Here is a 24,833-nt window from a genome sequence, read left to right as displayed (position 1 = left end):
CCATTCGCCGCAGCGGAGCGAGTTTGCAAACGGCCTCTGGTCGCAACTGGGAGAAAACTGCATGAAACTGCTGCGCTATGGCGAGGCGGGGAGCGAACGCCCCGGCCTGCTCGATGCCGATGGAACGATCCGCGACCTCTCCGCCCATGTCACCGACATTGCCGGCAAGGCGCTTGACCCGGCATCGCTCGAGACATTGTCGAAGCTCGACCCGAAGACGCTGCCGGCGGTTTCCGGCAAGCCGCGGATCGGCGCCTGCGTCGCCGGCACCGGCAAATTCATCTGCATCGGTCTCAACTATTCCGACCACGCCGCCGAAACCGGTGCCGCCGTGCCGCCGGAGCCGATCATCTTCATGAAGGCAAGCTCGGCTATTGTCGGGCCGAATGACGACGTGCTGATCCCGCGCGGCTCGGTGAAGACCGACTGGGAGGTCGAGCTCGGCGTGGTGATCGGCAAGACTGCAAAGTATGTCACCGAGGCCGAGGCGCTGGATTATGTCGCCGGCTATTGCGTCGCGCACGACGTCTCCGAGCGCGCCTTCCAGGCCGAGCGCCAGGGCCAGTGGACCAAGGGCAAGTCCTGCGACACGTTCGGGCCGATCGGCCCGTGGCTGGTGACCAAGGACGAGGTCAAGGACCCGCAGAACATCCCGATGTGGCTGACGGTCAACGGCAAGACGATGCAGAACGGCTCGACCAAGACCATGGTCTTCGGCGTCGCTTATCTCGTCTCCTATCTCAGCCAGTTCATGTCGCTGCACCCGGGCGACATCATCTCGACCGGCACGCCGCCCGGCGTCGGCCTCGGCATGAAGCCGCCGGTCTTCCTGAAGCCCGGCGATGTGGTCGAGCTCGGTATCGAGGGGCTGGGCATCCAGAAGCAGACGTTCAAGGCGGATGCGTAGGGCGCTCTTCCTTCTCCCCTTGTGGGAGAAGGTGGATCGGCGCGCAGCGCCGAGACGGATGAGGGGTGCTGGAAGAAACGAGGCGTGAAAACATCAGGGGATTTTAGGCACTTACGCTTTCAGGGCAGCGATCCTTCCAACACCCCTCATCCGACCGAGCTTCGCTCGGCCAGCTTCTCCCACAGGGGAGAAGGGGAGTCGGCACCAGCTATTTCAGCACCTTCCCGTCGGCTCCAAACCGGTATGTCTTCGCCGGATCCGGCGTCGCGTAGAGCGTGGCACCAGGTTCGGCGTTATAGACGCCAAAAATGCGCACTGTGATCAAGCCGGCCTTCTCGCAGTCGAGATAGAGGTTGGTGTCGGCGCCAAGGTGCTCGGCATGGACGACCGTGCCTTTCCAGGCGCCGGACTTGGGATCGACGGTCAGATGTTCGGGACGGACGCCGATGGTCTTTGCCGTTTCGCCAAGCCTGGCGCCGTCGACGAAGTTCATCTTCGGTGAGCCGATGAAGCCGGCGACGAATTCATTTGCCGGCGAATTGTAAAGCTCCATCGGTCCGCCGATCTGCTCGATCCTGCCCGCATTAAGGACCACGATCTTGTCGGCCAGCGTCATCGCCTCGACCTGGTCGTGGGTGACATAGATCATCGTGGCCTTCAGCCGGCGATGCAATTGCGCGATCTCCAGCCTGGTGTTGACGCGCAGTGCGGCGTCGAGGTTCGACAGCGGCTCGTCGAACAGAAACAGCTTGGGCTCACGCACCACGGCGCGGCCGATGGCGACGCGCTGGCGCTGGCCGCCGGAGAGCTCGGCCGGCCGCCTCGAGAGGTAGGGCTCCAGCGACAGCATCGAGGAGGCGATGCCGATGCGGCGGTCGATCTCGGCCGCCGGTGTGCCCGCCTGCTTGAGGCCGAGGCCCATATTGTTCTTCACCGTCAGATGCGGATAGAGCGCATACGTCTGGAACACCATGGCGATGCCGCGTTTGGCCGGCGGGGTGGCGGAGACGTCCGCCCCGTCGATGACCACGCGGCCCGAGGTCGAGTCCTCCAGCCCGGCGATGACCCTCAGCAGTGTCGACTTTCCGCAGCCGGATGGACCGACGAAGACGACGAACTCGCCATCGGTCACCTCGAGGTTGATGCCCTTCAGCACCTCGACCGGCCCAAAGGCCTTTTTTACGTTCTCGATGTTCAGCGAGCCCACGGCGTCGTCCCTGTTCTAGAGTTTCACGGCGAGGCCGCTGCGCACGCTCTCGTCTGCGGCAAGGCAGACGGCGAGCGACTTCACCGCGTCGTCCATGTGACGGGTCAAGTCCAGATCCTCGCGGATCGCCTTCAGCACAAACGCCTGTTCCAGGTCGCAGAGGTCCTGATGGCCGGGCTCGCCTTGCATCGACAGCATCTCGTCCGGTTTGGCGAATTTGCCGTCGGCTCCGGTCGCCGCACTGTGCAGGCGGATGGTCGAGGTCTTGGTGTGGGTGTCGATGTCGTCGGACCTGACACCCTCCTTCATGACGATCGACACGCAGCCATTGGGCGAAATCACGTCTTTCACGAAGAAAGCCGTCTCCGAAATCATCGGCCCCCAGCCGGCCTCGTACCAGCCGACCGAACCGTCGTCGAACAGCACCTGCAGATGACCGTAATTGTACATCGACGGCGCGATCTCGTCGCTCAGCCGTAGCCCCATGCCGCGCACCTCGACTGGTCTGGCGTCGGTGATCTGCAGCATCACGTCGAGATAATGCACGCCGCAATCGACGATCGGCGATGTCGTCTGCATCAACTGCTTGTGCGTCTCCCAGCTATGGCCGGAGGATTGCTGGTTGAGGTTCATGCGGAACACGTAAGGGCCGCCGAGCTTGCGTGCCTCGGCGATCAGCCGGATCCAGGACGGGTGATGGCGCAGGATGTAGCCGATCACCAGTTTCTTGCCGTTGGCCTTGGCTGCCGCGACCACGCGCTCTGCATCCGCGACGGTGGTTGCCAGCGGCTTTTCGAGGAAGACGTGGCAGCCGGCCTCGAACGCCTTGACGGCATAGTCAGCATGGCTGTCGGAATAGGTGGCGATGCAGGCGACGTCGGGCCGTTCGTCACGCAGCGCCTCGTCGAAGGAGCGCCTGATGCCGTAGCTCGAAAGCCCTTCCGGCAGCGGCACATCGGAGCGGTTGACCAGCGCGGCGATCTGGAATCCCGGATTGGTGTGATACGCCAGCGCATGGCTGCGCCCCATGTTGCCGAGGCCGGCGATGACAACGCGAAGAGGTTGGTCCATTTCAGTTTGCCTTTTGTAGAGCGCGGGCTTTCAGGTCCATCCTAATACTCGATCCATACTCACTGGCGATCTGCAGAGCAGCCTTTTCGCTTTCACAACGTGCCAGAAGTCCGAACCCGTATGTATCGACCCCCCTCTTTGATCAGAGAAGACCTCCGGTCGTCCGGCAACGGACGATCCAGATCCAGCGCCTCGGTGAATGCCTTGGATTGCTCGCTAACCATCAGGGAGTTGACACGCCAGATGATATGACAGTTGTATTCCTTTGGTCGACGCTCGATCCCGAACCGAGTCAGCCAGACTGCTGCATTGAGATAGAACTGCGGTCCCCAGGCAGACTTCTGAAGGTTAAGCAGACAGACCGTTTCCGGCCATTCGCGATAATAGTTTGTTTGGCGAACGCCGCGGAATCTGTGGCGGATTGCCGACTCGGTGAGGCCTCGAATGATCGCGTCCCGACCCTCACTCACTTGACCGCCCCCGAAGTGATGCCGCGGATCAGCTGCCGCGAGAAGATGACGTAGAGGATCAGTACCGGCATGATTGCCAGCGACAGCGCCGCCAGGATGGCGTTCCAGTTGGTGACGAACTGGCCGAGAAACAGCTGGGCGCCGAGCGTCACCGTCTTGGTCTCCTCCGACGGCGCCAGGATCAGCGGGAACCACAGATCGTTCCAGATCGGGATCATGGTGAAGACGGCGACGGTCGCCATCGATGGGCGCACCAGCGGCAGCACCAGCCGGAAAAAGATGGTGTATTCGGACAGGCCGTCGATCCTGCCCGCATTCTTCAGATCGTCCGAGACCTGCTTCATGAATTCCGACAGGATGAAGACGGCAAGCGGCAGGCCTTGCGCGGTATAGACCAGGATCAGCGCCGTCAGCGTGTTGACTAGCCCGCTCGCCACCATCAATTGCAGGATGGCGACGGTGGCAAGGCGGATCGGGATCATGATGCCGAGCGCCAGATAGAGCCCCATCAGCGAATTGCCGCGGAAGCGGTATTCCGACAGCGAGAAAGCCGCCATGGCGCCGAACAAAAGCACGAAGAACAGCGAGGCGACGGTGACGACAAGGCTGTTCTGGAAATAGTGGATGAAATCGCCCTGGCCGATCACCGTCGTGTAGCCGATTAGATCGAAGGTTTTCGGCGTCGGCGGCGCCAGCGGCGCACCGAAGATGGCGGCGCGCGACTTGAATGAGTTGACGATGACGATGATTACCGGAAACAGCGCGATCGCCGTGTAGGTCAGAAGGATCGCATGCGCGCCAATGGTGCGGGGCAGCGAGCGGGTTGCCGTGCTCATGTGGCGCCTCAGAACTGGTAGCGACGCAGGCGCGTCTGCACGAGGAACAGGTAGACGCAGACGCCGCCCAGGATGATCAGGAACATCATCGTGGCGATTGCCGCGCCCATGTTGGGATCACCGATCTGCAACTGGAAGCCGAAGAAGGCGCGGTAGAGGAAGGTGCCGAGGATATCGGTTGAATAGTTCGGCCCGGCCAGCGCCCCTTGCGCTGTGTAGATCAGGTCGAACGCGTTGAAATTACCGACGAAGGTCAGGATCGAGATGATGCCTATCGACGGCAGGATCAGCGGCAGCTTGATCTTCCAGAACTGCGACATGCCGGTGATGCCGTCGCATTCAGCCGCCTCGATCACCTCTTCGGGGATGGATAAGAGCGCCGCATAGATCAGCATCATCGGGATGCCGACGAACTGCCAGACCGAGATCAGGCTGAGTGTGGTCAGCGCGTACTGCTCCTTGCCCAACCAGGGCGTGAACAGGCTCTTGAGGCCGACCAGATCGAGCAGATGCGGCGCCACGCCCCACAGCGGCGACAGGATCAGCTTCCAGGCGAAGCCGACAATGACGAAGGACAGGATTGTCGGCACGAAGATCGCCGTTCGGTAGAAGGCGGAGAATCTCAGCCGCGGGCTCGACAGCAGCGCCGCCAAAAGGACGCCGATCGGATTCTGCACCAGCATGTGGATGATGAAGAACCAGACATTGTTCCGGAGAGCATTCCAGAAGCCCACCGACCAGTTAGGATCGCCGAACAGCGTGCGGAAGTTTGCCAGTCCCACGAAGACTTGGGATTGGTCTATGTTGCGGAACAAGGAGAGCTGCAGCGTGCCGGCCAGCGGCAGGATCATGATCGCCGTATAGACCAGCACTGCCGGCGCCAGAAAGACGCCGATGTGCCAGCGGAACGGTCTTTTCGGTGTTGCGGCCATGAGTTCGGTCCCGCCGATCAGGTTCTTGCAATTGCCGTCAAAGGGCGCGGCGCCTCCCTCCCCTCGAGGGGAGGGTGCCTCGCAAAGCGAGGCGGGTGGAGTCGGCAGAGGCAGCGCGCTATCGTCGTTCGACCGTGCTTTCCAGCAGCGATCAAGCCGCAGCCTGCCTCGACCGACCCCCTCTGTCGCCTTCGGCGACATCTCCCCCCTCGAGGGGGGAGACAACGCTTCGCCGCACTCTTACTTCGCCGGCTTGTACCAGCTGTCGAGGCCGTCCTGCAGCTTCTTGGCGGCAGCTTCCGGCGTGTCGGTGCCGTTGATGACGTTGGCCGATTCAACCCATGTCTCGTTTTCGAGGTTCGGCGTACCGCGGCCCAGGATCTGGTAAGTCGAGCGGATCGTCGACTTGCACTTGTCGCGCCAGGAGACGAATTCCTGCGCCAGCGGGTCTTCCATCTTCACCGGCGTGTTGTTCAGGCTGAAGAAGCCCGGCAGCGCGTTGGCATAGATGGTGGCAAAATCAGGCGAGGCGACCCAGGACAGGAAGGTCTTGGCCGCGTCGGCGTTCTTGGACGCCGCATTGAGGCCCATGCCGATGTCGGTGTGGTCGGAGATGTAACAGGTGTCGCCGGCCTTCTGCACCGGCGGCGGGAAGGCGCCCATCTTGAACTGCGCCTGCGTGTTGAACAGGCCGATCTCCCACGAGCCGGCCGGGTAGATGGCGGCGCGGCCGAGCGTGAACAGGTTCTGGCTGTCCGGATAGGTCTGCGCCTCGAAACCGTCGCCAAGATAGGGCTTCCACTTGGCAAGCTCGGCATAAGGTGCGACCCACTGAGGGTCGGTCAGCTTCTGCTCGCCCTTGATCAGTGCGGCGCGGCCTTCCTCGCCCTTCCAGTAGTTCGGGCCGATGTTCTGGTAGCCCATGGTCGCGGCTTCCCAGAGGTCCTTGGTGCCCATCGCCATCGGGATGTAGGTGCCGTCGGCCTTGATCTTGTCGAGCGCGGCGAAGAATTCGTCGCGCGTCTCCGGCACCTTGATGCCGAGCTTGTCGAAGGCGTCCTTGTTGTAGATGAAGCCATGGATGACCGAGGCCATCGGCACGCAGAATGTCGCCTTGCCGTCGTCGGTCTGCCAGGCCGACTTGGCCACCGGGGAGAAGTTCTCCATGCCCGGCAGCGCCGACAGATCGGCGAGGTTGCCCTTCTTGAAGAGTTCCAGCGACTTGTCGAACGGGCGGCAGGTGATCAGGTCGCCCGCCGAGCCGGCGGCGAGCTTGGCGCCGAGGGCGGCGTCATATTCGGTTGGCGCCGACGGCGCGAACACCACCTTGATGCCCGGGTTCTTGGCTTCGAAGGCCGGGATCAGCTTGTCCTTCCAGATGGCAAGGTCGTCGCCGCGCCAGCTTTCGATGTTGAGCGTTACGTCGTCGGCATAAGCCACCCCGGCGGAGCCGAGAATGCTGGTGCCGAGAAGAAGTGCCGTCAGTAGCTTCGTTGTCATGCTCAGTCTCCCTGTTGACCTTTTTCAGGTTCGGTTTTGATGAGAACAGAGGCATTGCGCCCCTTGCTCCCCTCGATCGCGGAAAGGGCCGGCCGCAGCTTGTGGCCGGTCCCTTCCAATATCTTCTCGGCTGCATCGGCGCTGGCGGCGCCGGCGGCGAGCAGAATAGCGGTCTTGACGACGCCGCCGCTCCTTTCGAGCAGGCGCGCCGCCTCGTCCTTGTCGCGCCCGCTGACGGCGGCAACGATGCGTGCGGCGCGGTCGCGCAGCTTGATGTTGTCGGCCATGAGGTTGACCATGTAGCCGTCATGGACATGGCCGAGATGGATGGCGGCGAGCGTCGACAGCATGTTGAGCGCGATCTTCTGGGCGGTGCCTGCGCCCATGCGCGTTGAGCCGGCAATCAGCTCCGGCGGCGTTTCGAGCAGGATGGCGATGTCGGCCAGCCGCAACAGCGGCGCATCCCTGTTGTTGGCGATGGCAATGGTCGCCGCACCGCGGCGCCTGGCGTCCTCGATCGCCCTGACTGCATAAGGTGTCGAGCCGCTGGCCGAGACGGCGATCAGGCAGTCGCCCTTGCCGATGCGGGCGGCGGCAACTGCTGCCGAAGCTTCCTCGGTGTCGTCCTCCGGCCCGCCGGCCAGTGTCTTGAAGGCCTCGTCGCCGCCGGCGATCAGGATGGCGATGCGGTCGCGTTGGATGCCGAAAGTGCCCGGCAGCTCAAGCGCATCGGCCAGTGCCATCAGGCCCGAACTGCCGGCAGCCGCATAGGCGAGCTTGCCGCCGCTTTTCAGTCTGCTTGCGATGATTTCGGCTGCCGCGGCAATGGCAGGAATGGCGCCGTGCACAGCCTTGGCGGCCTCGATCTGTGCGTTGGCCAACGAGGAAAGGACGGCTTCCGGGGCCTGGATATCCAGTCCCTCGGCATTCTGGTGAAGCGCTTCGGTGCGCGTTTCGGCCATCCGCTTTCCTCCAATCGAGAAAACCATACCAAAAAAATACCACTTGTCCACACGCATTAATGAAATCCTTGCGGCGGTGCAGGCCTGCGAACGCAATTGGCTGATTTTCCAACAAACTACGCCTTAACTTTTTTGAAACGGAAATTAATCCTTGGCTATTGGTATTTTATTGGTATTATCCGCCCGGAGGAGAAATCGCGTGAAATTCGTGCTCGGCATCGATGGCGGCGGCACCAGCTGCAGGGCGGCCCTTGCAACGGCCGACGGCAGCGTCCTCGGCCGCGCCAAAAGCGGTGCCGCCAACATCCGAACCGATCTCACCGGCGCCAGGACGAACATCGTCGACGCAGCGCAGCAGGCCTTTGTCGCCGCGGGCAGGGATCCCGCACTGATCCCGCAAACTCCGGCCGTTCTCGGTCTTGCCGGCGCCAATGTCGGCACCTACCGGCAGCAGCTCGAAGCGATCCTGCCGTTCCGCATCAGCCGCGTCGAGACCGATGCCGAGATCGCGCTGGAAGGCGCGGTTGGCTCAGGCGACGGCGCCATGGCCATACTCGGCACCGGCACCGCTTATATGGCGCGCAGACGAGGCAAGTCGCGCGCCATCGGTGGCTGGGGTTTTCAGGTCGGCGACCAGGGCAGCGGCGCCCGCATCGGCCGCGACCTGCTCGAGCAGACGCTGCTCGCCTATGACGGCATCCGCCAGGGATCGCCGCTGACGGAGACCATGCTCGCCATTTTCCGCAACAATCCCGAGGATGTGGTCGAATTCACCACCAACGCCAAGCCCGGCGATTTCGGCGGCTTCGCGCCCAAGGTGTTCGAACATGCCGAAAAAGGCGACGCCGTCGCTATCTGGATCCTCGACAAGGCGATCGCCGATGTCGAGGCAGCGCTTGGCGTGCTCGACCTCGGCGGCGACGATCCGCTCTGCCTGCTCGGCGGGCTGGCGCCGCTTTATGCGCCGCGCCTGTCGGCCCGCTACCGGGCGCTGCTGAAACCGCCGCTCGACGACGCGCTGGGCGGCGCGGTTCAGATGGCGGTTCGGATTTTCGCAAACACGGCGGAGGCAGCTCGATGAGTGAGGCCGCCGACCAGATATTTGCGGCGCTGAAACAATCGTCGCAGAGTGGCGCGCCGCTCTATCTGCAGCTCAGGAAGAGCATCGAGGATGCGGTCAAACGCGGGCTGATCGGACCTGGCGATGCGCTGCCTTCCGAGCGCGACATCGCTAGCAAGGCCGACATTTCGCGCGTCACCGTGCGCAAGGCGGTGCAGGACCTGGTCAAGGGCGGCATCCTCGTCCAGCGCCATGGTTCCGGTACCTTCGTTGCGCCACGTATGGAGCGCGTCGAGCAGTCGCTGTCGATGCTGACCTCGTTTACCGAAGACATGGCGCGGCGCGGCATGGCGGTGCGTTCGGCTTGGCTCGACCGCGGCCTCTATCCGCCGTCGCCCGACGAGATGATGGTGCTCGGCCTGGCGTCGAACGAATTGGTTGCGCGCGTGGCGCGCCTTCGTATCGCCAACGACACGCCGCTGGCGATCGAGCGCGCCTCGCTATCGACAAGCGTGCTGCCCGATCCGGCGGCGATTGGTTCGTCGCTCTACGCCGCGTTGGAAAAGACCGGCAACAGGCCGGTGCGGGCGGTGCAGCGCATTTCCGCCACCAATCTCGGCGATGGCGACGCACATCTGCTGGAAGTACCGCCGGGTATTGCCGGCCTGCACATCGAGCGTATCTCCTATCTGGCGAGCGGCAAGGTGATCGAGTTTACCCGCTCCATCTACAGGGGCGACGCCTATGATTTTGTCGCCGAACTCCGGCTGAGCGGGCCGGGCGAAGAGGGCCGGCCGTGACCGCAACAACGACCCATATGCGGCGCGAGATCGAGGAGATCCCGGAGGCCACCGCCCGCCTGCTCGATGGCTCGGCCGCGGTGCTGACGGAAGCTGGACGCGGCATTCGCGAGCGCGATCCGAATTTCGTCGTCACCGTGGCGCGCGGCTCGTCCGACCATGCCGCAACCTTCATGAAATATGCCGTGGAGTTGACCGCCGGGCTGGCGGTTGCATCGGTCGGCCCGTCGATCGCCTCGATCTATGGCGCCAAGCTGAAGCTGGGCGGCTCGGCCTGCCTGGCGATCTCGCAGTCCGGCAAGAGCCCGGACATCGTTGCAATGGCGCAAGCGGCGAGGACCGGCGGTTCGCTGACCGTCGCCATCACCAACACCGCCGATTCGCCGCTGGCGCGGGCTTCGGACTACGCGATCGACATCCTGGCCGGACCGGAGCGCAGCGTCGCGGCGACGAAGACCTTCGTCAATTCAGCCGTCGCAGGACTCGCCTTGATGGCGCATTGCACCGGCGACGAGAAACTCCTGGTGGCGCTCGCGCGCTTGCCGGAGCATTTTCGCAAGGCGATCGCCTGCGACTGGATGGCGCTGGCTGGGGCACTCGAGACGCCGAAATCGCTGTTCATTCTCGGCCGTGGCCCGTCGGCGGCGATCGCCAACGAGGCGGCGCTGAAATTCAAGGAAACCTGCGCCATGCATGCGGAAGCCTATAGTGCCGCCGAGGTCATGCACGGCCCGCTGGCGCTGGTCGGTCCCGGTTTCCCGGTGCTGGCTCTGGCTGCTCGCGATGCGTCCGAGCCATCGGTGGCCGATGCCGCCGACAGCCTGGCCGGCAAGGGCGCTGCCGTCTTTGTGACGTCGAACAAGGCAAAGAGCGCTCAGCGCCTGCCGCATGTCGCAACCGGTCATCCGCTGACCGACCCGCTGACGCTGATCGTGTCGTTCTATGGTTTCGTCGAGGCTTTTGCCCGCCATCGCGGCCTCGACCCCGACACGCCGCCCAATCTGCGCAAGGTAACGGAAACCCTATGAGCGACCGTTTTGCCCTGACTGGCGCCCGGATTTTCGATGGCGACGACTGGCACGACAATGCGGCGCTTGTCGTGCGCGACGGCCTCGTCGAGGCCATTGTTGCCGCCGGCGCCATTCCATCCAATGTTGCGCGTATCGAGACCGGCGGCGGCATGCTGGCGCCTGGCTTCGTCGATCTGCAGGTCAATGGCGGCGGCGGCGTCATGCTCAACGACCATCCCGACGTCGCCTCGATCGAGACCATCTGCCGGGCGCACGCACCCTTCGGCACGGCGGCGCTGTTGCCGACGCTGATCACCGACACGTCCGAGATCACCGCCGCGGCGGTTGCGGCCGGAGCCGAGGCGGCACGGAGGAAGGTGCCGGGGTTCCTGGGCCTGCACCTCGAAGGGCCGCATCTGTCGATCGCCCGCAAGGGCGCACATGACCCGGCTTTGGTCCGGCCGATGCTAGACTCCGACCAGACGATGCTGATCGCCGCACGGAAAAACCTGCCCGTGCTGCTGACGACGGTGGCGCCCGAATCCGTCGAGCCCAGCCAGGTGTCGGCGCTTAGCAAGGCCGGCATCGTCGTCAGCATCGGCCATTCCGATACCGGCTATGCCACGGCTCGCGCCTTTGCCGAGGCCGGCGCAACGGTGGTCACCCATCTGTTCAATGCGATGAGCCAGATCGGCAATCGCGAGCCAGGGCTAGCGGGCGCCGCAATCGATACCGGCACATTCTATGCCGGGATCATCGCCGACGGTATCCATGTCGATCCGGCCACCATGGCCATCGCCTTGCGCGCCAAGCAGGGGCCGGGCAAGATCCTGCTCGTTACCGATGCCATGGCGACGATCGGCACCGACATGACCTCGTTCACGCTGAACGGCCGCACCATCCACCGCAAGGATGGCAGGCTGACACTTGCCGACGGCACGCTGGCGGGCGCGGATCTCGACATGATTTCCGCGGTGCGCTTCATGCACCGCGTCGTCGGTCTCGACCTCGATGAAACCTTGCGCATGGCCTCGCTCTATCCGGCGCAGGCGATCGGCCAGTCGCACCGGCTCGGGCGCTTCGCCAACGGTACCGCGGCCAACATCGTTTCGCTGTCGGACGATCTGGACATTAAAAGCGTCTGGATCGATGGCGCCAGGGTTTTTGCAGGCAGCTCTGCTCGTTAGGGTTAGCCGGCTTTGGACGTATAGAGGTCCTTGTAGGCTTCGCGCAGCAGGTTCTTCTGCACCTTGCCCATCGTGTTGCGCGGCAGTTCGTCGACGAAGATCACCCGTTTCGGATGCTTGTACCTGGCGAGGCGCCCGGCGATGGCCTCGACGATCCCTGCGGCGCTGATGGTCGAGCCTGGCGCCCTCACCACGACAGCGGTGACGCCTTCGCCGAAATCCGGATGGGCAACGCCGATGACAGCGCTTTCGGCGACGCCAGGCAGCGCGTCGATCTCGCTCTCGACTTCCTTTGGATAGATATTGTAGCCGCCGGAAATGATCAGGTCCTTGCCGCGGCCGACGATGTGGACATAGCCGTCGGCATCGATCAGCCCGAGATCGCCGGTGATGAAGAAACCGTCGTCACGGAACTCCGCTTTGGTCTTTTCCGGCATGCGCCAGTAGCCGCAAAAGACATTGGGACCCCTCACCTCGATCATGCCGACATCGCCCTTGGCAAGTGTTTCGCCGCTCTCGGGGTCGGTGATGCGCAGGGAAACGCCGGTCAGGGGAAACCCGACCGTGCCGGCACGCCGCTCGCCATCATAAGGGTTCGACGTGTTCATGTTGGTCTCGGTCATGCCGTAGCGCTCGAGGATGGCGTGGCCGGTGCGCTCTCGCCAGGCTCTGTGCGTCTCGGCCAACAGCGGCGCCGAGCCGGAAATGAACAGGCGGATGTTTTTCGCCGCTTGCCGGTTCAAACCGTCCTGCTGCAGCAGGCGGACGTAGAATGTCGGCACGCCCATCAGCACGGTGGCGCGCGGCAGCAGCGAGACGATGCGGGCCGGGTCGAATTTGGTTTCGAACAGCATCGAGGCGCCGGCCATCAGGACGACATTGGTGGCGACGAAAAGGCCATGCGTGTGGAAAACCGGCAGCGCGTGAATCAGCACGTCTGCGGCAGTGAAGCGCCAGAGGTCGACCAGCACCCGCGCATTCGAGGCGAGGTTTTCGTGGCTGAGCATGGCGCCTTTCGAACGGCCGGTGGTGCCGGAGGTGTAGAGGATCGCAGCAAGGTCGTCCGGTCCGCGCGCCACGTCGTGGAAGTCCACGGCCGCCTCAGAGGCGCGATCGGTCAACGAACCCTCGCCCTTGCTGCCGAGTGTCGCGACCGCAGCGCCCGAGGCCTGCGCCAAAGCGCCGATCTCGGTCACTCGCGCCGGGTCGCAGACGATCAGTCGCGGCTCGGCATCCCTGAAGAAATAGTCGAGCTCGGTCAGCGTATAGGCGGTGTTGAGCGGCAGGAAGATCGCGCCGGCACGCAGACAGGCGAGATAGAGGAAAATGGCCTCCGGGCTTTTCTCGACCTGAACGGCGACGCGGTCGCCGGCTTCGACGCCCAGCTGCGACACCACATGTGCCAGTTGAGCGGAGCGCGCCAGCATTTCGCCATAGCTGATCGAGCGCCCGTCCTCTGCCTCCATCAAAAGGCGTCCGGGCGTGGGCATCCGGGCACGGAAAGCATCGAACAGATGGTTGCTCATAAGTCCCCCCGAGCGGCTGTCTCCGGCCGAACGGCGGCGGTCAGCCGGCCGCCTTGTCCGCCGCCGCCCTGATTGCCTCGATATTTGCCCGGTAGGCCTCGACGCTGCCGCCCTTGAAGATGGCCGCACCAGCGACCAGCACGCTGGCGCCGGCGGCGGTGACCAGGGGCGCAGTTTCAGGCGAAATGCCGCCGTCGATCTCGATCCGGATCGGCCTGTCACCGATCAGCGCCTTCACCCGCTTCACCTTGTCTACGATCGCCGGAATGAAGGCCTGGCCGCCGAAGCCCGGATTGACCGTCATGATCAGGATAAGATCGAGCCGGTCGAGCACGTATTCGATCATCGTCTCCGGTGTCGCCGGGTTGAGCGACACACCGGCCTTCTTGCCAAGGTTTTTGATCGTCTGCAGCGAGCGGTCGAGATGCGGCCCGGCTTCGGCGTGCACCGTGATGCCGTCGCACCCGGCCTCGGCGAAGGCGGCCAGATAGGGGTCGGCGGGGGCGATCATCAGATGGCAGTCGAAGAAGGCCTTGGTGCGGTTGCGAATCGCCTTGATCACCGGCGGCCCGAAGGTGATGTTGGGGACGAAATGCCCGTCCATGACGTCGAGATGGATCCAGTCGGCGCCGGCGGCCGCCACCGCCTCGACCTCGTCGCCGAGCTTCGAGAAATCGGACGCCAGCACCGATGGCGCGATCAGGGTTTTTTGAGCCATGTCCGCTTCCCGTTGTTGAGCCCCATCGGCGTAATCATCTCGGCGCCGCTTGTCGACAGGAATCCGGCGTCAATACCGCATCCGCGCAGAAGGGGAGAAGCGGTGCGAGCCACTTCTCTCCTGTGCAGACCTTTCCTCCAGTGCAAGGACTTTCCAGGGCAAGGCCTTGGATTTCAGTTCGGATGAAGCCGCGGCCTGGCCGTCCGTGGCAGGAAGAGCTTGCCGTTGCCTTGTTTCACCTTCTGCAGATCGGGCTTCTTCAGCGGCGGCTTGGGCACACAATGTCCACGCACCAGTTTTTCGGTTGCACGGCAGGCGGTGACGATCACCGGGTTCTTGACGCATGCCTTGCCGACCAAATGGTAGCCGCGCTTGCAGTCGATAACGACCGGCGGCTTGCGCACGCATCTTCCGTCGATGCGCAGCTCATTGCGGTTGCACCTGTCGGCGATCACCGGATTCCTTACGCATTCTAGTCCGATCTGATGGTAGCCGGGCAGCAGTGGATGCTGATGCCAATGCACTTGCCATTGACGAGCTTTTCGGTGCTGCGGCACGCGTCTACGAGCGGCCTGTCGATGCATTTGCCGTGGATCAGCTTCTGGCTGGGCAGACATTTACGGCCGGGATCGACGACGACCGGAGGCAGCTTGGGCTGATCGGAATCCGGACGGGTGGTCGAGACGAGATCGTCGGCCTTCGGATCAAAGGTGCGCTTTATGCAGGTGAAATCCTCCGTATCCGTATCGACGGTCGCGATTGAACCGTTCTGCTTGATTTCCTGCAGGGTGCACTGGATCGAGCGCGTCCTGACGATGCTGAGATCGTGCGCGGCGCTCGCCTTGAACACACCGCCATTGTTGAAGGCCGCAGTCGTGCCGGTAAAGAAGGCACCATTCGAGCAACTGATGCGGTAGTGAAACGCGCCCGGCGCATCGCGCTCGACTTCGAACGTCACCTGACCCTTGCACGGGCAGAGTTTCTTGAGGCCGGCGCTGTCGGACACGGTGACCTCGCCCCTGCCAGTCCGAATGAACCGGCGGGTTGACGGGGTTGTCCTGCGGTGAATCGGTGAAGCCGCCGCCGCCGGCACTCGTGCAATGGACGGTGATGTCCTTCCAGCCGTCGAAGGGCTCGAACGGGTCGTTGCCGACAATCTCGGTCTTGTATTGGAAATAGGCGGTGGCGCCGACATCCTCCCATTTTTCATAAAGCGCGAAATAGCCGTTCTTCGCTGCATCGTACGAAGCCCATGCCTGCTGCACCTCGGAGGTGATCGGCCCACCGTCCTTCTGGCGCCAGATGCGCATCGTAACCGGCCCGGCCTGGTTGGCTTGCGCCCGGCTGGTGACCCTGAGCGAAGGGCAAACAGTGCCAGGCGCGGAGCCTGGCTGGTTGGACTGGTATGTCGTCAAGAACAGCCTGACGTCATTCACGTCGAACTCGCCAAAATCGGTGGCGATGTCCTGGACCTTTGGTTTGACGACCGCATCGCAGACGATTTGAACGTCGAACGAGCCATGCTCGGCATAGTGCGATCCGTACAGCGGATGCGGCCAGCTGCCGCCCTGTACTTCGCTGACCGCATTGTCCATGTCGAGAGCAGTGTCGGTGGCTGCCGAGAAACTGGCGTGGAATGTGTGCGTGAATGAATAGGATTTGGTCGGGCCGTCGGCCTGGAGGTGCTGGTTGCACTTGGCGATGATCTCATCGCCATCGGGTACGACGGCGATGCCGGTATTCGATGACAGCGGGATGATGGAGGGATCAAAGGAGAAATTTTCCTGGTGGTCGTAGTCGCGGCTAAGCGGCGAAGCACTCCAGATCGGCGGGAACGCCTGGCACTGGCCTGGTCCGCAGACGCCGAGCGACACGGCGACATCCTGCACATAGCCAGGCCACCAGAGGTCGAGATTCATGTGGCCCCAGAACTGGACGTTGCCGCTTTTCAGCGTGTCCCATTTCTGCTTGTCGCTCGAGCCGACATGGATTGTCGTGTTGGCGCTTTCCGTATGGAATGACATCGATTTTATGTTCGCCTGCTTGGCGAAGGCGGGCGTGCCTGCAAGCGAGGCTGCGATCAATGCACTGGTCGCCACAGTTCGGAAAAGACGTTTGGCTGAAGGCATTTCTCTCTCCTGATGGGTTGATGGGGTCCTTCAGGAGTTTGTCGCTGCTGACTGCCGTAAGGTTCATGCAAGCCGCCGAAATACAGCGCTGCCAAAGAAAGAACCCGCCGGATCGCTCCGGCGGGTTTTGGGTGACGCGAACCATCACCGTTTGAAGTTCCGCGCGCGATCCTCGCGATCCTATTGCTCGAGCTGCGGCTTGCGCCTCCTTGGCACGACCTGCTGAAGAACCTTTGGATTCAGCAGCAGGTTCGGTTTGCGGATCGGCTGGCACCGGCCATTGATCGGCCGCGCGCCCGGTGCGCATTCCAACCGTGGTTTGCGGCAGGCGCCGTCGCGCAGCTCTGTCCCACGCGGGCAGACGCATACGCCACGCTTGTTGTGGATCTGACCAGGTATCGGGCACTCCACCACAACAGGCTTCTTGCGCCTGCAGGCATTGCCTTGCACTTCCGTACCCCGCGGGCAGACACAATCGCCCTCGGCGTCGTGGATCTGGCCGCGGATGGTGCACTGCTCCGGCTTCGGCTGGATTGGCCGGCAGGCATTGCCTCTGATTTCCGTACCCCTCGGGCAGACGCAATCGCCAGCGGCGTTATGGATCTGGCCACGAATGGTGCACTGCTCGGGCTGCGGCTGGATTGGCCGGCAGGCATTGCCTCTGACTTCCGTACCTTTCGGGCAGACACAATCACCACCGCCGTCGTGGATCTGGCCACGAATGGTGCACTGCTCGGGTTTCGGCTGGATTGGCCGGCAGGCATTGCCTCTGACTTCGGTGCCCCGCGGGCAGACGCAATCGCCGGCAGCGTCGTGGATCTGGCCACGGATGGTGCACTGCTCGGGCTGCGGCTTGCTGCCCACGCAAGCGCCGTTCTCCAGCTCGGTTCCGCGCGGACAGACGCAGCGTCCGTCTTCGGTACGGATCTGGCCTTTGAGCAGAACGCAAGGTTTTGGCTTCGGCACGATGACCGTGCCGCCGCCGGACGAGCATTGGCCATTGCGGAAGGTCGTGCCGGGCGGGCAGACGCAGTTGCCGGCGTCGTTCATGACGAAGCCTTGCGAGCATTCCTTCTTCACCTCATTCTTAATGGTGAAGGGATGGCAAGCATAGGCCTTGCCGCGATCACCCTGCACGTCGGCCGCACCGCGGGACAACACGTCGCCACCGCCTTGCACCGGCGTGTTCGGAGACAGCACGCCGACGCAGTTCTGGCCGTCGACAGTGCCCTGCAGATTGGCCAGACGGCCGTCGTCGGGAATGGTCACGGTCACTGTGTGCACGTGGCTTTCCCCGGCGCCGAGCGTCAGTTGAGCGATGCAGGACAGAGGCAAGATTGCCGGCTCCGGCGAGCAGCCGAAGGGCGGATCGATCGAGGTGATCGCAACGCCTTCCAGCCGGCCGAGGCCTTCGACGCCGATCGCATCGCCGACGCGAACCGGACCGGAGAAGGCGCTCACGCCATCGTTCGTGATGGTGATCTCGAACGAGCAGGGCTGGCCGGGCTTGCACTCGGCGTCGCCGGTCTTCTCGACGCGGATGGTCGAGGCGCCGCCGCCCTTGGCGCAGGCCTGGCCGATCGGATAGACGATGTCGTCTCCCGGAGCCGGGCCGTAGGAGCCGCGTGCGCAGTTCTCGAACTCGCCGTTCGCGGCAACCGTCACGTCGAAATGGCGGCTGGTTCCAGACGTCATAACGGCGCCGGGAATCTGGCACGACTGCGCATTGGCCGGAACCGGTCCGCAAGTCCATTCCGCGCCGTCTGGGGTGACGGTCTGAATCTGGACCGGCGCTCCGCTGGCTATCAGCGTCGCGGCATCGTTGACCCGTACCGGACCGGTCGGGGCAGTGGTGCCGAGGCTGATGACGGTAATGCGGCAGGAAACGACCGCAGCACCGGCCAGCGAACCATTGCACACCTTGGTGATGCGCAGGGCCGGCTGGCCGCCATTCGGATGACGGATGCGTTCCTTGGCGCAGGCCCTGTTGTTGGTGATGTCGTTCTCACCGGGAATAGCCTTCACCTCGGCGCAGTTCTCGACACTGTCGGGCCGGTAGTTGGCCGGCATCACCGCCCTGACGAAGATCGGCGTCGAGGCGCCAGGCAACAGCACGATGCCGGCGTTGTCGCAGCGGAACTGGCCGGGGCCGTTCGGTCCGCATGTCCATGGCGGCGTCGGGCCGAAGGTCGAGGATGCCGGCGCGCCGCCCGGATAGGTATCGACGACCGTCAGCGGCCCATTATAGGGGACGCTGCCATTGTTGATTATGTCGACCACGAAGGTGCAGACGCCATCGGCCGAACAGAATTCGGTGCGGGCGCGCTTCTTCAGGATCAGGTCGACCTTCTTCTCCACCGGCGGCCGGCAGTCGCGGTCACGATCGCCACGCCGGCAGACCGGGATCGATGCACAGCCGCGATCGTTTTGCTGGCTGCCGAAAAGCGGCTTGCCGCTGGCGCCGTAATTGTAAGTGGCGCAGTTGCGCAAGACGCTGCCTCGCCAGCCTGCGGCCGGCTTGAAGCCGAGCTTGAGGTCGACAGAGGCACCCGGATTGAGCGTGGTCACCAGATGAGTGCAAATCATCGGGGTGGTTCCAGGCGCGCAGACCCAAGGTGGGTTCGGCCCTGAATCGAGGGTGGAGCCGGCCGGCAGGGTGACTTCGTCGAGCACGATCTTGCCGTGGTAGGGTGCATCGCCGACATTGGTGACCCTGATGGTGAAGTCGCAGCCGCCGCCCATCGTGCAACGTTGCACGTCGGCGCGCTTTTCGACTTTCAGATCCGGTTCCTTGTCCTTCGGCGGGCAGCGCTGATCACGTGGGATGACGATATCGATGGTCTGCGTACAGCACCGGCCCCAGCCCTCCCTCGGGCCGGCATAGGTTTCGATACCGGTGACGATGATGTGGATGACGTCGCCGGGTGAAGCGCCGACGATCTTCCAATTGAGCACACCGCCGCCGGCCGGCACCAATTGCGTGTCGGGAATGATGGTGATGCCGGGTGTCGTCGTCGAAAGCTGCACCCATTTGCCGGCCATCTCTGGGCCGACCGGCATGTGGTAGATGAAGGCGCCGCCGCCGGGCAAGCAATCGACCGTGCCGCGCTCCACCTTGAAGCATTCCTTGCCGGGAGGTGGAGGCGGCGGGTTGCACCTGGTGACGTCGATCTTGATCGACGTCTTTGCACCCGTGAGATAATTGCCGTCGTCCGGCTTGCCCGGATCCTGCGACGGGATTTCGATGCCGGCGCCGCGTTCGCGGCTCACCTTAACCGCGCCCTGGTTGTGAACGATCGTCGGCGACGGAAACGCCGCATGGTCGATCTTGGCGGTGATCTGGAACGTGATGACGCGCTGGTTCGCAGCGCCGATGCCGTCGAGATCGCTGGCGGAAATCCGGAAATCGGACACCGTCGCGGTATCGTCCGGGCCAGCCGAACTGCTGATCGCAGCGCCGGGCAGCGGTCCGCCGGACGCATCGGTGCCGTCGCCGGTCACATGCACGCCGACGATGCGCAGGCCGTGCGGGAGCTGGTCCCTGAAATCGAGCCTGACCTTTTTCAGCATGGCGGCGAGGTCCGGGCTGGCAAAACCCTGCGGATTGCCGCGCAAGCCAAAGCTCAGCGAGTATACGACATAGTCGCAGCCTCTCTGGGTGCCTTTCTTGGTGAAGAAGGGCACGATCCGGCCCGGCTCCGGATTGACGGTGCGAGGATTGTCGAAATCGAGCCTGGGATCTGGAACGGCAGTGTAGATGCCCGCATCGGCAGGCTTGGTCTTGGCCGGAGCAAGGTCTTCAGCGAAGCCTTGCAGCGGACTCAGCATGGCGACCGCGATACCGGCCGCCATCAGCCAGCGCACGCCGCGCCTGGCGAGTGACAGGGGTTTCATGATGGTCTCCATGACGGATGATTGTTTGCCGGTTGATGGGCTGCTTGTCGCAGGCGGGAAAAATGCGAGATTGCTCATCTTCCCCTCCTCACGGTTCGCAGCTGACGGCTGGGGTTCTGAGCCGCAAGGTCATCTTGCAGCAAGGGTAGTAGCCACCCTTGTCGCTATCGGACTGCCTGTAGAAGCAGAGCCCGACATCGACCGTATCGCCAGGGTAATGGCCGGTGATGCCGATCGTGTATGGCGCGCCGGGCGCATGCGACAGAGGTGAAGTCACCCCAACGCCAGGCGTCCTGGACAGAGCCTTGATCGAATCGCCGCCAAAGCCGGCATGGTCATGGAGATAGAGATCGGCCTCGAGGCCGGAGGGCGTGCAGAAATACCTGACATCCTCGACATCAAGGCAAGGAGGCAGATTGCCGGGGGGCGGAAAGTCCGGCGGATAGAACGGTGGCAGATAGCCGCCCGGCACCTGCTCGTAATAGCCGGCACGGCCTTCGCAGGGGCGCCAGACCTCGACGTCGCCGACATGGCCTTCGACTTCCGGGTCTTCGAAATAATTGTCGAAGTCGACGAACCACGAGCCGAAAGGCGGCATGTTGGCCGGCTTGACCAGTGCCGTCGGCGTGATTTGCACGCCGTGCACGGCGAGCGGCCCGCCGGCTGCGAGTTGTTCGGCAAGCTCCGGGTTGTCGCGCAACTTGTCGCCGGTATCGACCAGCGTGTCGGTGCAGACGCCGGTATCGAGATTGCCTTCGGCATCGTAGCCATATTGCAGGTCGAGGCCGCCGGCCGACTGTCGGTTGTCTTGCGGGAAGCCGACCGCATATTCCTGCGGCACTTCCACCCAGGCCGATTCCGTCGCCGGATCGTCCGGATTTTCGCGCCAGTAGCGGATGACCTCACCCTTGCCGGAATCGGCGAACTGGCTGTAGTCGTAGCGGTTCTCCACCGGGCCGCGCTGGGCCAGGTACATGAAGCCCTCGTTGTCGAAGGCGATGTCGGTGACCGCGTAATCCTTGTCGGCCTTGACCGTCAGTTCCCAGCGCGGGTCGCCGGCGAAACTGCCGTCGCCGGCAACGCCCACCGACCAGATCTCCGCCTTATCACCGACCGAATAATAGAGCCGGCCGCCACGATAGGCGACCGACCAGACGCGGCGCTCGTCCTGCGTGTAGCCCCAGCTGTCGGGGTCCTCGCTGTCGAAGGCAGCACCCTGGATGTCAATCACCGAGCCGTCGTCGGCAAGGGCGGCAAGCCCGTGCGCCGGGCGGCCGGCTATGCCGTGGTCGAACGTGTCGAGCAGCGCGCCATTGGCGTCGATGCGGTGGATGAGGCCGGTGTCGAGATCGCTGGCGAAGAACTGGCGGTGGATATTGTCGAAAGTGACGTCGCCGATGCCGGGACCGCTATTGGCGTCGATATCGGCGAATTTCGAGACGGCGCCGGTGATGCCGTCGATCTTCCAGATCGTTCCGGAGCCGCCGCCGTTTTCGGTGCCGAACTGGCCGTCCATGAAGACCGCGTCAGCCGTGCCGCGGCGCTGCCGCTCCGGCCGGCCGTCGGCGTCGCCGTCTGGCGTGACTATGCGGATGCCGTGCAGCGACGTGGCGCCGGCATAGAGGTTTGGAATGGCCGATGGAACGCCGTCGCGCACGCCGTCGTCGTAGGTGATGCCGAACACCTGGCCGATTTGCCCGGCCGTGACCTCGAACGGTGGCGGGGTGAAGACCAATTGGCCAGACGCCGGCCCGCCCAGCCTTGAGACGTCGAAGATGCGCAAGGTCGCGCGCGCCGTGTCGATGAAGGTTTCGTCGACGGGATCGACGCCCGGCGGCAGGCCTTCCTCGAAATTGGGAATGATGGTGCCGGAGAATCCGGTCACTGCCATTGAGCCGGGATAGATGATCTGGGTTTCCTGAGCCTGGGCCGAGCCACCGAGCCAGAGCCCAGCGGCGAGCGCCAAGATCGACAATCCGCTGGCAGCCTGGATGGCGCGGCGCAAACGGCCGGCACGAGAGCGCACGAACGCGCCGTGGTCGCAAGACATGGATCTCCCCCCACAGGTCATGGGAGAAGCATCCGGTCCCGGCGCGCAAATCAGGGCAAGGCGCGGCGTTCCGGCACGTTCATCCCTGATCGAATTGTCTGCTTTCCTCAACGTCACGATACGCCTGCGTCCGCGCAGGGTCAACGGAACCAGCGAAAAGCCCAGCGCATCGACCCGGTCCCGAAGGCGATGGTCGCGCTGATTTCCTGCTGTTCCCGGAGACCATGGAGCCTCTGGATCTGTGGTCATGGGGCTTTCCTTTCCGGGGCCGCACCACGCGGCACCTGAGCGTCAGTCGCGGGGCGAGGCGGAAAGGTTCATGGGCCGGGGGCCGGGCCGGCTGGATCACCGCCGGAAAATACGGGCCTGCCGGTCCCGAATCCGATCAACCGCGATGAAAGGTGAACGCCTTGCGCAGAATGCTTGCGCGCCACGCAGCCTGTTCTTATATACGCGCCAAGCCGTCCAGCGCCGAATGCCGGTTGCCGGAGCGGAATTTCTTGTGAACAGGGGCTTTCGTCGGAACGCCTGTACGGGTCCTGAGAGCCTGCTTAGCGGAGAGATTAGAGAAATGGCAAAAGTAATCGGTATCGATCTGGGAACAACCAATTCCTGTGTCGCCATCATGGACGGCAAGGAATCCAAGGTCATCGAGAATGCGGAAGGCGCGCGCACGACCCCTTCCATCGTCGCCATCAACAGCGACGGCGAGCGCCTCGTCGGCCAGCCGGCAAAGCGCCAGGCGGTTACCAATCCTGAGAACACCATTTTCGCGGTCAAGCGCCTGATCGGCCGCCGCTACGACGATCCGGTGACGGAGAAGGACAAGAAGCTTGTCCCCTACAAGATCGTCAAGGGCGACAATGGCGACGCCTGGGTCGAGGCCGGCGGCAAGAAGCAGTCGCCTAGCCAGATCTCGGCGATGATCCTGCAGAAGATGAAGGAAACGGCGGAGGCCTATCTCGGCGAGAAGGTCGAGAAGGCGGTCATCACCGTTCCGGCCTATTTCAACGACGCCCAGCGCCAGGCGACCAAGGATGCCGGCAAGATCGCCGGCCTCGAAGTGCTGCGCATCATCAACGAGCCGACGGCGGCCGCGCTTGCCTATGGACTGGACAAGAAGGAAGGCAAGACGATTGCCGTCTATGACCTTGGCGGCGGCACGTTCGATATTTCGGTGCTCGAAATCGGCGACGGCGTGTTCGAGGTGAAGTCGACCAATGGCGACACCTTCCTCGGCGGCGAGGATTTCGACATGCGTCTGGTCGAATATCTGGCAGCCGAGTTCAAGAAGGAACAGGGCATCGACCTGCGGAACGACAAGCTCGCCCTTCAGCGCCTCAAGGAAGCGGCTGAAAAGGCCAAGATTGAGCTGTCGTCCACCACGCAGACCGAGATCAACCTGCCCTTCATCACCGCCGATGCCACCGGCCCCAAGCACCTGACGCTGAAGCTGACGCGGGCGAAGTTCGAGAGCCTGGTCGAGGATCTCGTCCAGCGCACGATCGATCCTTGCAAGGCGGCGCTCAAGGATGCCGGCCTGAAGGCCGGCGAAATCGACGAAGTCGTCCTGGTCGGCGGCATGACCCGTATGCCCAAGATCCAGGAGATCGTGAAGCAGTTCTTCGGCAAGGAGCCGCACAAGGGCGTCAACCCGGATGAAGTCGTCGCGTTGGGCGCCGCTATCCAGGCCGGCGTGCTGCAGGGCGACGTCAAGGACGTGCTGCTGCTCGACGTGACGCCGTTGTCGCTCGGCATCGAGACGCTGGGCGGCGTGTTCACTCGGCTGATCGAACGCAACACGACGATTCCGACAAAGAAGAGCCAGGTGTTCTCCACGGCCGAGGATTCGCAGTCGGCGGTGACCATCCGCGTCTTCCAGGGCGAGCGTGAAATGGCCGCCGACAACAAGGCGCTCGGCCAGTTCGATCTGGTCGGCATCCCGCCTGCGCCGCGCGGCGTGCCGCAGATCGAGGTCACCTTCGACATCGACGCCAACGGCATCGTCAACGTCTCGGCCAAGGACAAGGGCACCGGCAAGGAGCACCAGATCCGCATCCAGGCGTCCGGCGGCCTTTCGGACGCCGACATCGAGAAGATGGTCAAGGACGCCGAGGCCAATGCCGAAGCCGACAAGAAGCGGCGCGCGCTGGTCGAGGCCCGCAACCAGGCCGAGGCGCTGGTGCATTCCTCGGAGAAATCTCTGAAGGAATACGGCGAGAAGGTTTCCGAGGCCGACCGCACGGCGATTGCCGATGCGATCGCGGCGCTGAAGACCGCTGCCGAAGGCGACGATGTGACCGAGATCGAGGCCAAGACGCAGACGCTCGCCGAAGTCTCGATGAAGCTCGGCCAGGCCATGTACGAGGCTTCGCAGAAGGAAGCCGCCGAGGCCGACGCCAAGGCTGATGCCGCCAAGGACAGTGACGTCGTCGATGCCGACTTCGAGGAAATCGACGAAGACGACGAGAAGAAGAAGTCGGCCTGAACCGCCTGACGGTACAGGTAAGGGAAAAAGCCCGGCGCACAGCCGGGCTTTTTTGCAACCCTTTGCCGGAAAAACGCTGAGCTGCC

General features: G+C 63.6%; 20 protein-coding genes. 7 read left to right on the top strand and 13 right to left on the bottom strand.

Features of this window, described 5'->3' with window-relative positions; translation table 11 throughout:
• Positions 1 to 61 precede the first annotated feature (61 nt).
• Positions 62 to 907 (top strand): fumarylacetoacetate hydrolase family protein, encoded by an 846-nt coding sequence (locus NKI16_RS22500; RefSeq protein ID WP_352620795.1) that lies wholly within the window; start codon positions 62 to 64, stop codon positions 905 to 907.
• Between the two features lie 208 nt (positions 908 to 1,115).
• Here NKI16_RS22500 and NKI16_RS22495 read toward each other — a convergent pair whose 3' ends face one another.
• The 7 genes from NKI16_RS22495 to NKI16_RS22465 form a co-directional block, all read right to left on the bottom strand.
• Complete coding sequence (locus NKI16_RS22495; protein WP_023679835.1) at positions 1,116 to 2,114, bottom strand: ABC transporter ATP-binding protein; 999 nt, start codon at positions 2,112 to 2,114, stop codon at positions 1,116 to 1,118.
• A gap of 15 nt (positions 2,115 to 2,129) precedes the next feature.
• The gene (locus NKI16_RS22490; RefSeq protein ID WP_023679836.1) at positions 2,130 to 3,185 is read right to left on the bottom strand and encodes a Gfo/Idh/MocA family protein; all 1,056 of its coding nucleotides are present in this window, start codon (positions 3,183 to 3,185) and stop codon (positions 2,130 to 2,132) included.
• 92 nt (positions 3,186 to 3,277) lie between these two features.
• The gene (locus NKI16_RS22485; protein WP_352620797.1) at positions 3,278 to 3,655 is read right to left on the bottom strand and encodes a DUF4304 domain-containing protein; all 378 of its coding nucleotides are present in this window, start codon (positions 3,653 to 3,655) and stop codon (positions 3,278 to 3,280) included.
• Entirely contained in the window at positions 3,652 to 4,491 is an 840-nt protein-coding gene (locus NKI16_RS22480; protein ID WP_023679838.1) for a carbohydrate ABC transporter permease, read from the bottom strand. The genes NKI16_RS22485 and NKI16_RS22480 overlap by 4 nt, the downstream gene beginning before the upstream one ends.
• An 8-nt stretch (positions 4,492 to 4,499) precedes the next feature.
• Positions 4,500 to 5,423 carry a carbohydrate ABC transporter permease gene (locus NKI16_RS22475; RefSeq protein WP_352575248.1) on the bottom strand — a complete coding sequence of 308 codons (924 nt, stop codon included), beginning with the start codon at positions 5,421 to 5,423 and terminating at the stop codon, positions 4,500 to 4,502.
• Positions 5,424 to 5,663: 240 nt separating this feature from the next.
• Positions 5,664 to 6,923 (bottom strand): ABC transporter substrate-binding protein, encoded by a 1,260-nt coding sequence (locus tag NKI16_RS22470; protein ID WP_023679841.1) that lies wholly within the window; start codon positions 6,921 to 6,923, stop codon positions 5,664 to 5,666.
• 2 nt (positions 6,924 to 6,925) lie between these two features.
• Entirely contained in the window at positions 6,926 to 7,885 is a 960-nt protein-coding gene (locus NKI16_RS22465) for an N-acetylmuramic acid 6-phosphate etherase (protein WP_031212743.1), read from the bottom strand.
• A 199-nt stretch (positions 7,886 to 8,084) separates the two neighbouring features.
• Between NKI16_RS22465 and NKI16_RS22460 the strand changes: the two genes are divergently transcribed.
• The 4 genes from NKI16_RS22460 to nagA are packed head-to-tail and all read left to right on the top strand — an operon-like array spanning position 8,085 to position 11,942.
• Positions 8,085 to 8,966 carry a glucosamine kinase nucleotide-binding domain-containing protein gene (locus tag NKI16_RS22460; protein WP_023679843.1) on the top strand — a complete coding sequence of 294 codons (882 nt, stop codon included), beginning with the start codon at positions 8,085 to 8,087 and terminating at the stop codon, positions 8,964 to 8,966.
• The gene (locus NKI16_RS22455; protein WP_023679844.1) at positions 8,963 to 9,745 is read left to right on the top strand and encodes a GntR family transcriptional regulator; all 783 of its coding nucleotides are present in this window, start codon (positions 8,963 to 8,965) and stop codon (positions 9,743 to 9,745) included. Before NKI16_RS22460 ends, NKI16_RS22455 begins: the two co-directional genes overlap by 4 nt.
• Positions 9,742 to 10,773: an SIS domain-containing protein gene (locus tag NKI16_RS22450; RefSeq protein ID WP_036239401.1), complete on the top strand. Its 1,032-nt coding sequence runs from the start codon at positions 9,742 to 9,744 to the stop codon at positions 10,771 to 10,773. The genes NKI16_RS22455 and NKI16_RS22450 overlap by 4 nt, the downstream gene beginning before the upstream one ends.
• A complete protein-coding gene (gene nagA, locus NKI16_RS22445) occupies positions 10,770 to 11,942 on the top strand; it encodes an N-acetylglucosamine-6-phosphate deacetylase (protein WP_023679846.1) in 1,173 nt (390 codons plus the stop codon). The genes NKI16_RS22450 and nagA overlap by 4 nt, the downstream gene beginning before the upstream one ends.
• 2 nt (positions 11,943 to 11,944) lie before the next feature.
• Here nagA and NKI16_RS22440 read toward each other — a convergent pair whose 3' ends face one another.
• From NKI16_RS22440 to NKI16_RS22430, 3 genes are all read right to left on the bottom strand, one after another.
• Positions 11,945 to 13,468, bottom strand: coding sequence for a malonate--CoA ligase (locus NKI16_RS22440; protein ID WP_352782509.1), 1,524 nt, complete (start codon positions 13,466 to 13,468; stop codon positions 11,945 to 11,947).
• Between the two features lie 40 nt (positions 13,469 to 13,508).
• A complete protein-coding gene (gene rpe, locus NKI16_RS22435) occupies positions 13,509 to 14,186 on the bottom strand; it encodes a ribulose-phosphate 3-epimerase (RefSeq protein ID WP_352571537.1) in 678 nt (225 codons plus the stop codon).
• A 173-nt stretch (positions 14,187 to 14,359) separates the two neighbouring features.
• Entirely contained in the window at positions 14,360 to 14,641 is a 282-nt protein-coding gene (locus NKI16_RS22430) for a hypothetical protein (RefSeq protein WP_352571538.1), read from the bottom strand.
• 47 nt (positions 14,642 to 14,688) lie between these two features.
• Here NKI16_RS22430 and NKI16_RS22425 point away from each other — a divergent pair, with 47 nt between their 5' ends.
• Positions 14,689 to 14,949 (top strand): hypothetical protein, encoded by a 261-nt coding sequence (locus tag NKI16_RS22425; RefSeq protein ID WP_352923690.1) that lies wholly within the window; start codon positions 14,689 to 14,691, stop codon positions 14,947 to 14,949.
• Here NKI16_RS22425 and NKI16_RS22420 read toward each other — a convergent pair.
• The 3 genes from NKI16_RS22420 to NKI16_RS22410 form a co-directional block, all read right to left on the bottom strand.
• On the bottom strand, positions 14,891 to 16,315 hold the full coding sequence (locus NKI16_RS22420) for a hypothetical protein (protein ID WP_352620801.1): 1,425 nt from the start codon (positions 16,313 to 16,315) through the stop codon (positions 14,891 to 14,893). The genes NKI16_RS22425 and NKI16_RS22420 overlap by 59 nt on opposite strands.
• A gap of 180 nt (positions 16,316 to 16,495) precedes the next feature.
• Positions 16,496 to 20,287 carry a DUF7929 domain-containing protein gene (locus tag NKI16_RS22415; RefSeq protein WP_352782511.1) on the bottom strand — a complete coding sequence of 1,264 codons (3,792 nt, stop codon included), beginning with the start codon at positions 20,285 to 20,287 and terminating at the stop codon, positions 16,496 to 16,498.
• Between the two features lie 10 nt (positions 20,288 to 20,297).
• Positions 20,298 to 22,259: a hypothetical protein gene (locus NKI16_RS22410; protein ID WP_352782513.1), complete on the bottom strand. Its 1,962-nt coding sequence runs from the start codon at positions 22,257 to 22,259 to the stop codon at positions 20,298 to 20,300.
• A gap of 571 nt (positions 22,260 to 22,830) precedes the next feature.
• Here NKI16_RS22410 and dnaK point away from each other — a divergent pair.
• Positions 22,831 to 24,747 (top strand): molecular chaperone DnaK, encoded by a 1,917-nt coding sequence (dnaK, locus tag NKI16_RS22405; protein WP_023679851.1) that lies wholly within the window; start codon positions 22,831 to 22,833, stop codon positions 24,745 to 24,747.
• Positions 24,748 to 24,833 lie beyond the last annotated feature (86 nt).

The sequence above is a fragment of the Mesorhizobium sp. M0698 genome (assembly GCF_040320455.1).
Classification (GTDB): Bacteria; Pseudomonadota; Alphaproteobacteria; order Rhizobiales; family Rhizobiaceae; genus Mesorhizobium.
The sequence above is the reverse complement of the archived record's forward strand: the minus strand, read 5'-3'. Positions and strand labels throughout refer to the sequence as shown.

Coding starts and splice junctions, on each gene's coding strand:
- nagA (WP_023679846.1), top strand. CDS start 10,770: ATGAGCGACCGTTTTGCCCTGACTGGCGCCCGGATTTTCGATGGCGAC.
- NKI16_RS22475 (WP_352575248.1), bottom strand. CDS start 5,423: ATGGCCGCAACACCGAAAAGACCGTTCCGCTGGCACATCGGCGTCTTT.
- rpe (WP_352571537.1), bottom strand. CDS start 14,186: ATGGCTCAAAAAACCCTGATCGCGCCATCGGTGCTGGCGTCCGATTTC.
- NKI16_RS22500 (WP_352620795.1), top strand. CDS start 62: ATGAAACTGCTGCGCTATGGCGAGGCGGGGAGCGAACGCCCCGGCCTG.
- dnaK (WP_023679851.1), top strand. CDS start 22,831: ATGGCAAAAGTAATCGGTATCGATCTGGGAACAACCAATTCCTGTGTC.
- NKI16_RS22440 (WP_352782509.1), bottom strand. CDS start 13,468: ATGAGCAACCATCTGTTCGATGCTTTCCGTGCCCGGATGCCCACGCCC.
- NKI16_RS22490 (WP_023679836.1), bottom strand. CDS start 3,185: ATGGACCAACCTCTTCGCGTTGTCATCGCCGGCCTCGGCAACATGGGG.
- NKI16_RS22420 (WP_352620801.1), bottom strand. CDS start 16,315: ATGCCTTCAGCCAAACGTCTTTTCCGAACTGTGGCGACCAGTGCATTG.
- NKI16_RS22470 (WP_023679841.1), bottom strand. CDS start 6,923: ATGACAACGAAGCTACTGACGGCACTTCTTCTCGGCACCAGCATTCTC.
- NKI16_RS22455 (WP_023679844.1), top strand. CDS start 8,963: ATGAGTGAGGCCGCCGACCAGATATTTGCGGCGCTGAAACAATCGTCG.
- NKI16_RS22415 (WP_352782511.1), bottom strand. CDS start 20,287: ATGAGCAATCTCGCATTTTTCCCGCCTGCGACAAGCAGCCCATCAACC.
- NKI16_RS22480 (WP_023679838.1), bottom strand. CDS start 4,491: ATGAGCACGGCAACCCGCTCGCTGCCCCGCACCATTGGCGCGCATGCG.
- NKI16_RS22410 (WP_352782513.1), bottom strand. CDS start 22,259: ATGTCTTGCGACCACGGCGCGTTCGTGCGCTCTCGTGCCGGCCGTTTG.
- NKI16_RS22465 (WP_031212743.1), bottom strand. CDS start 7,885: ATGGCCGAAACGCGCACCGAAGCGCTTCACCAGAATGCCGAGGGACTG.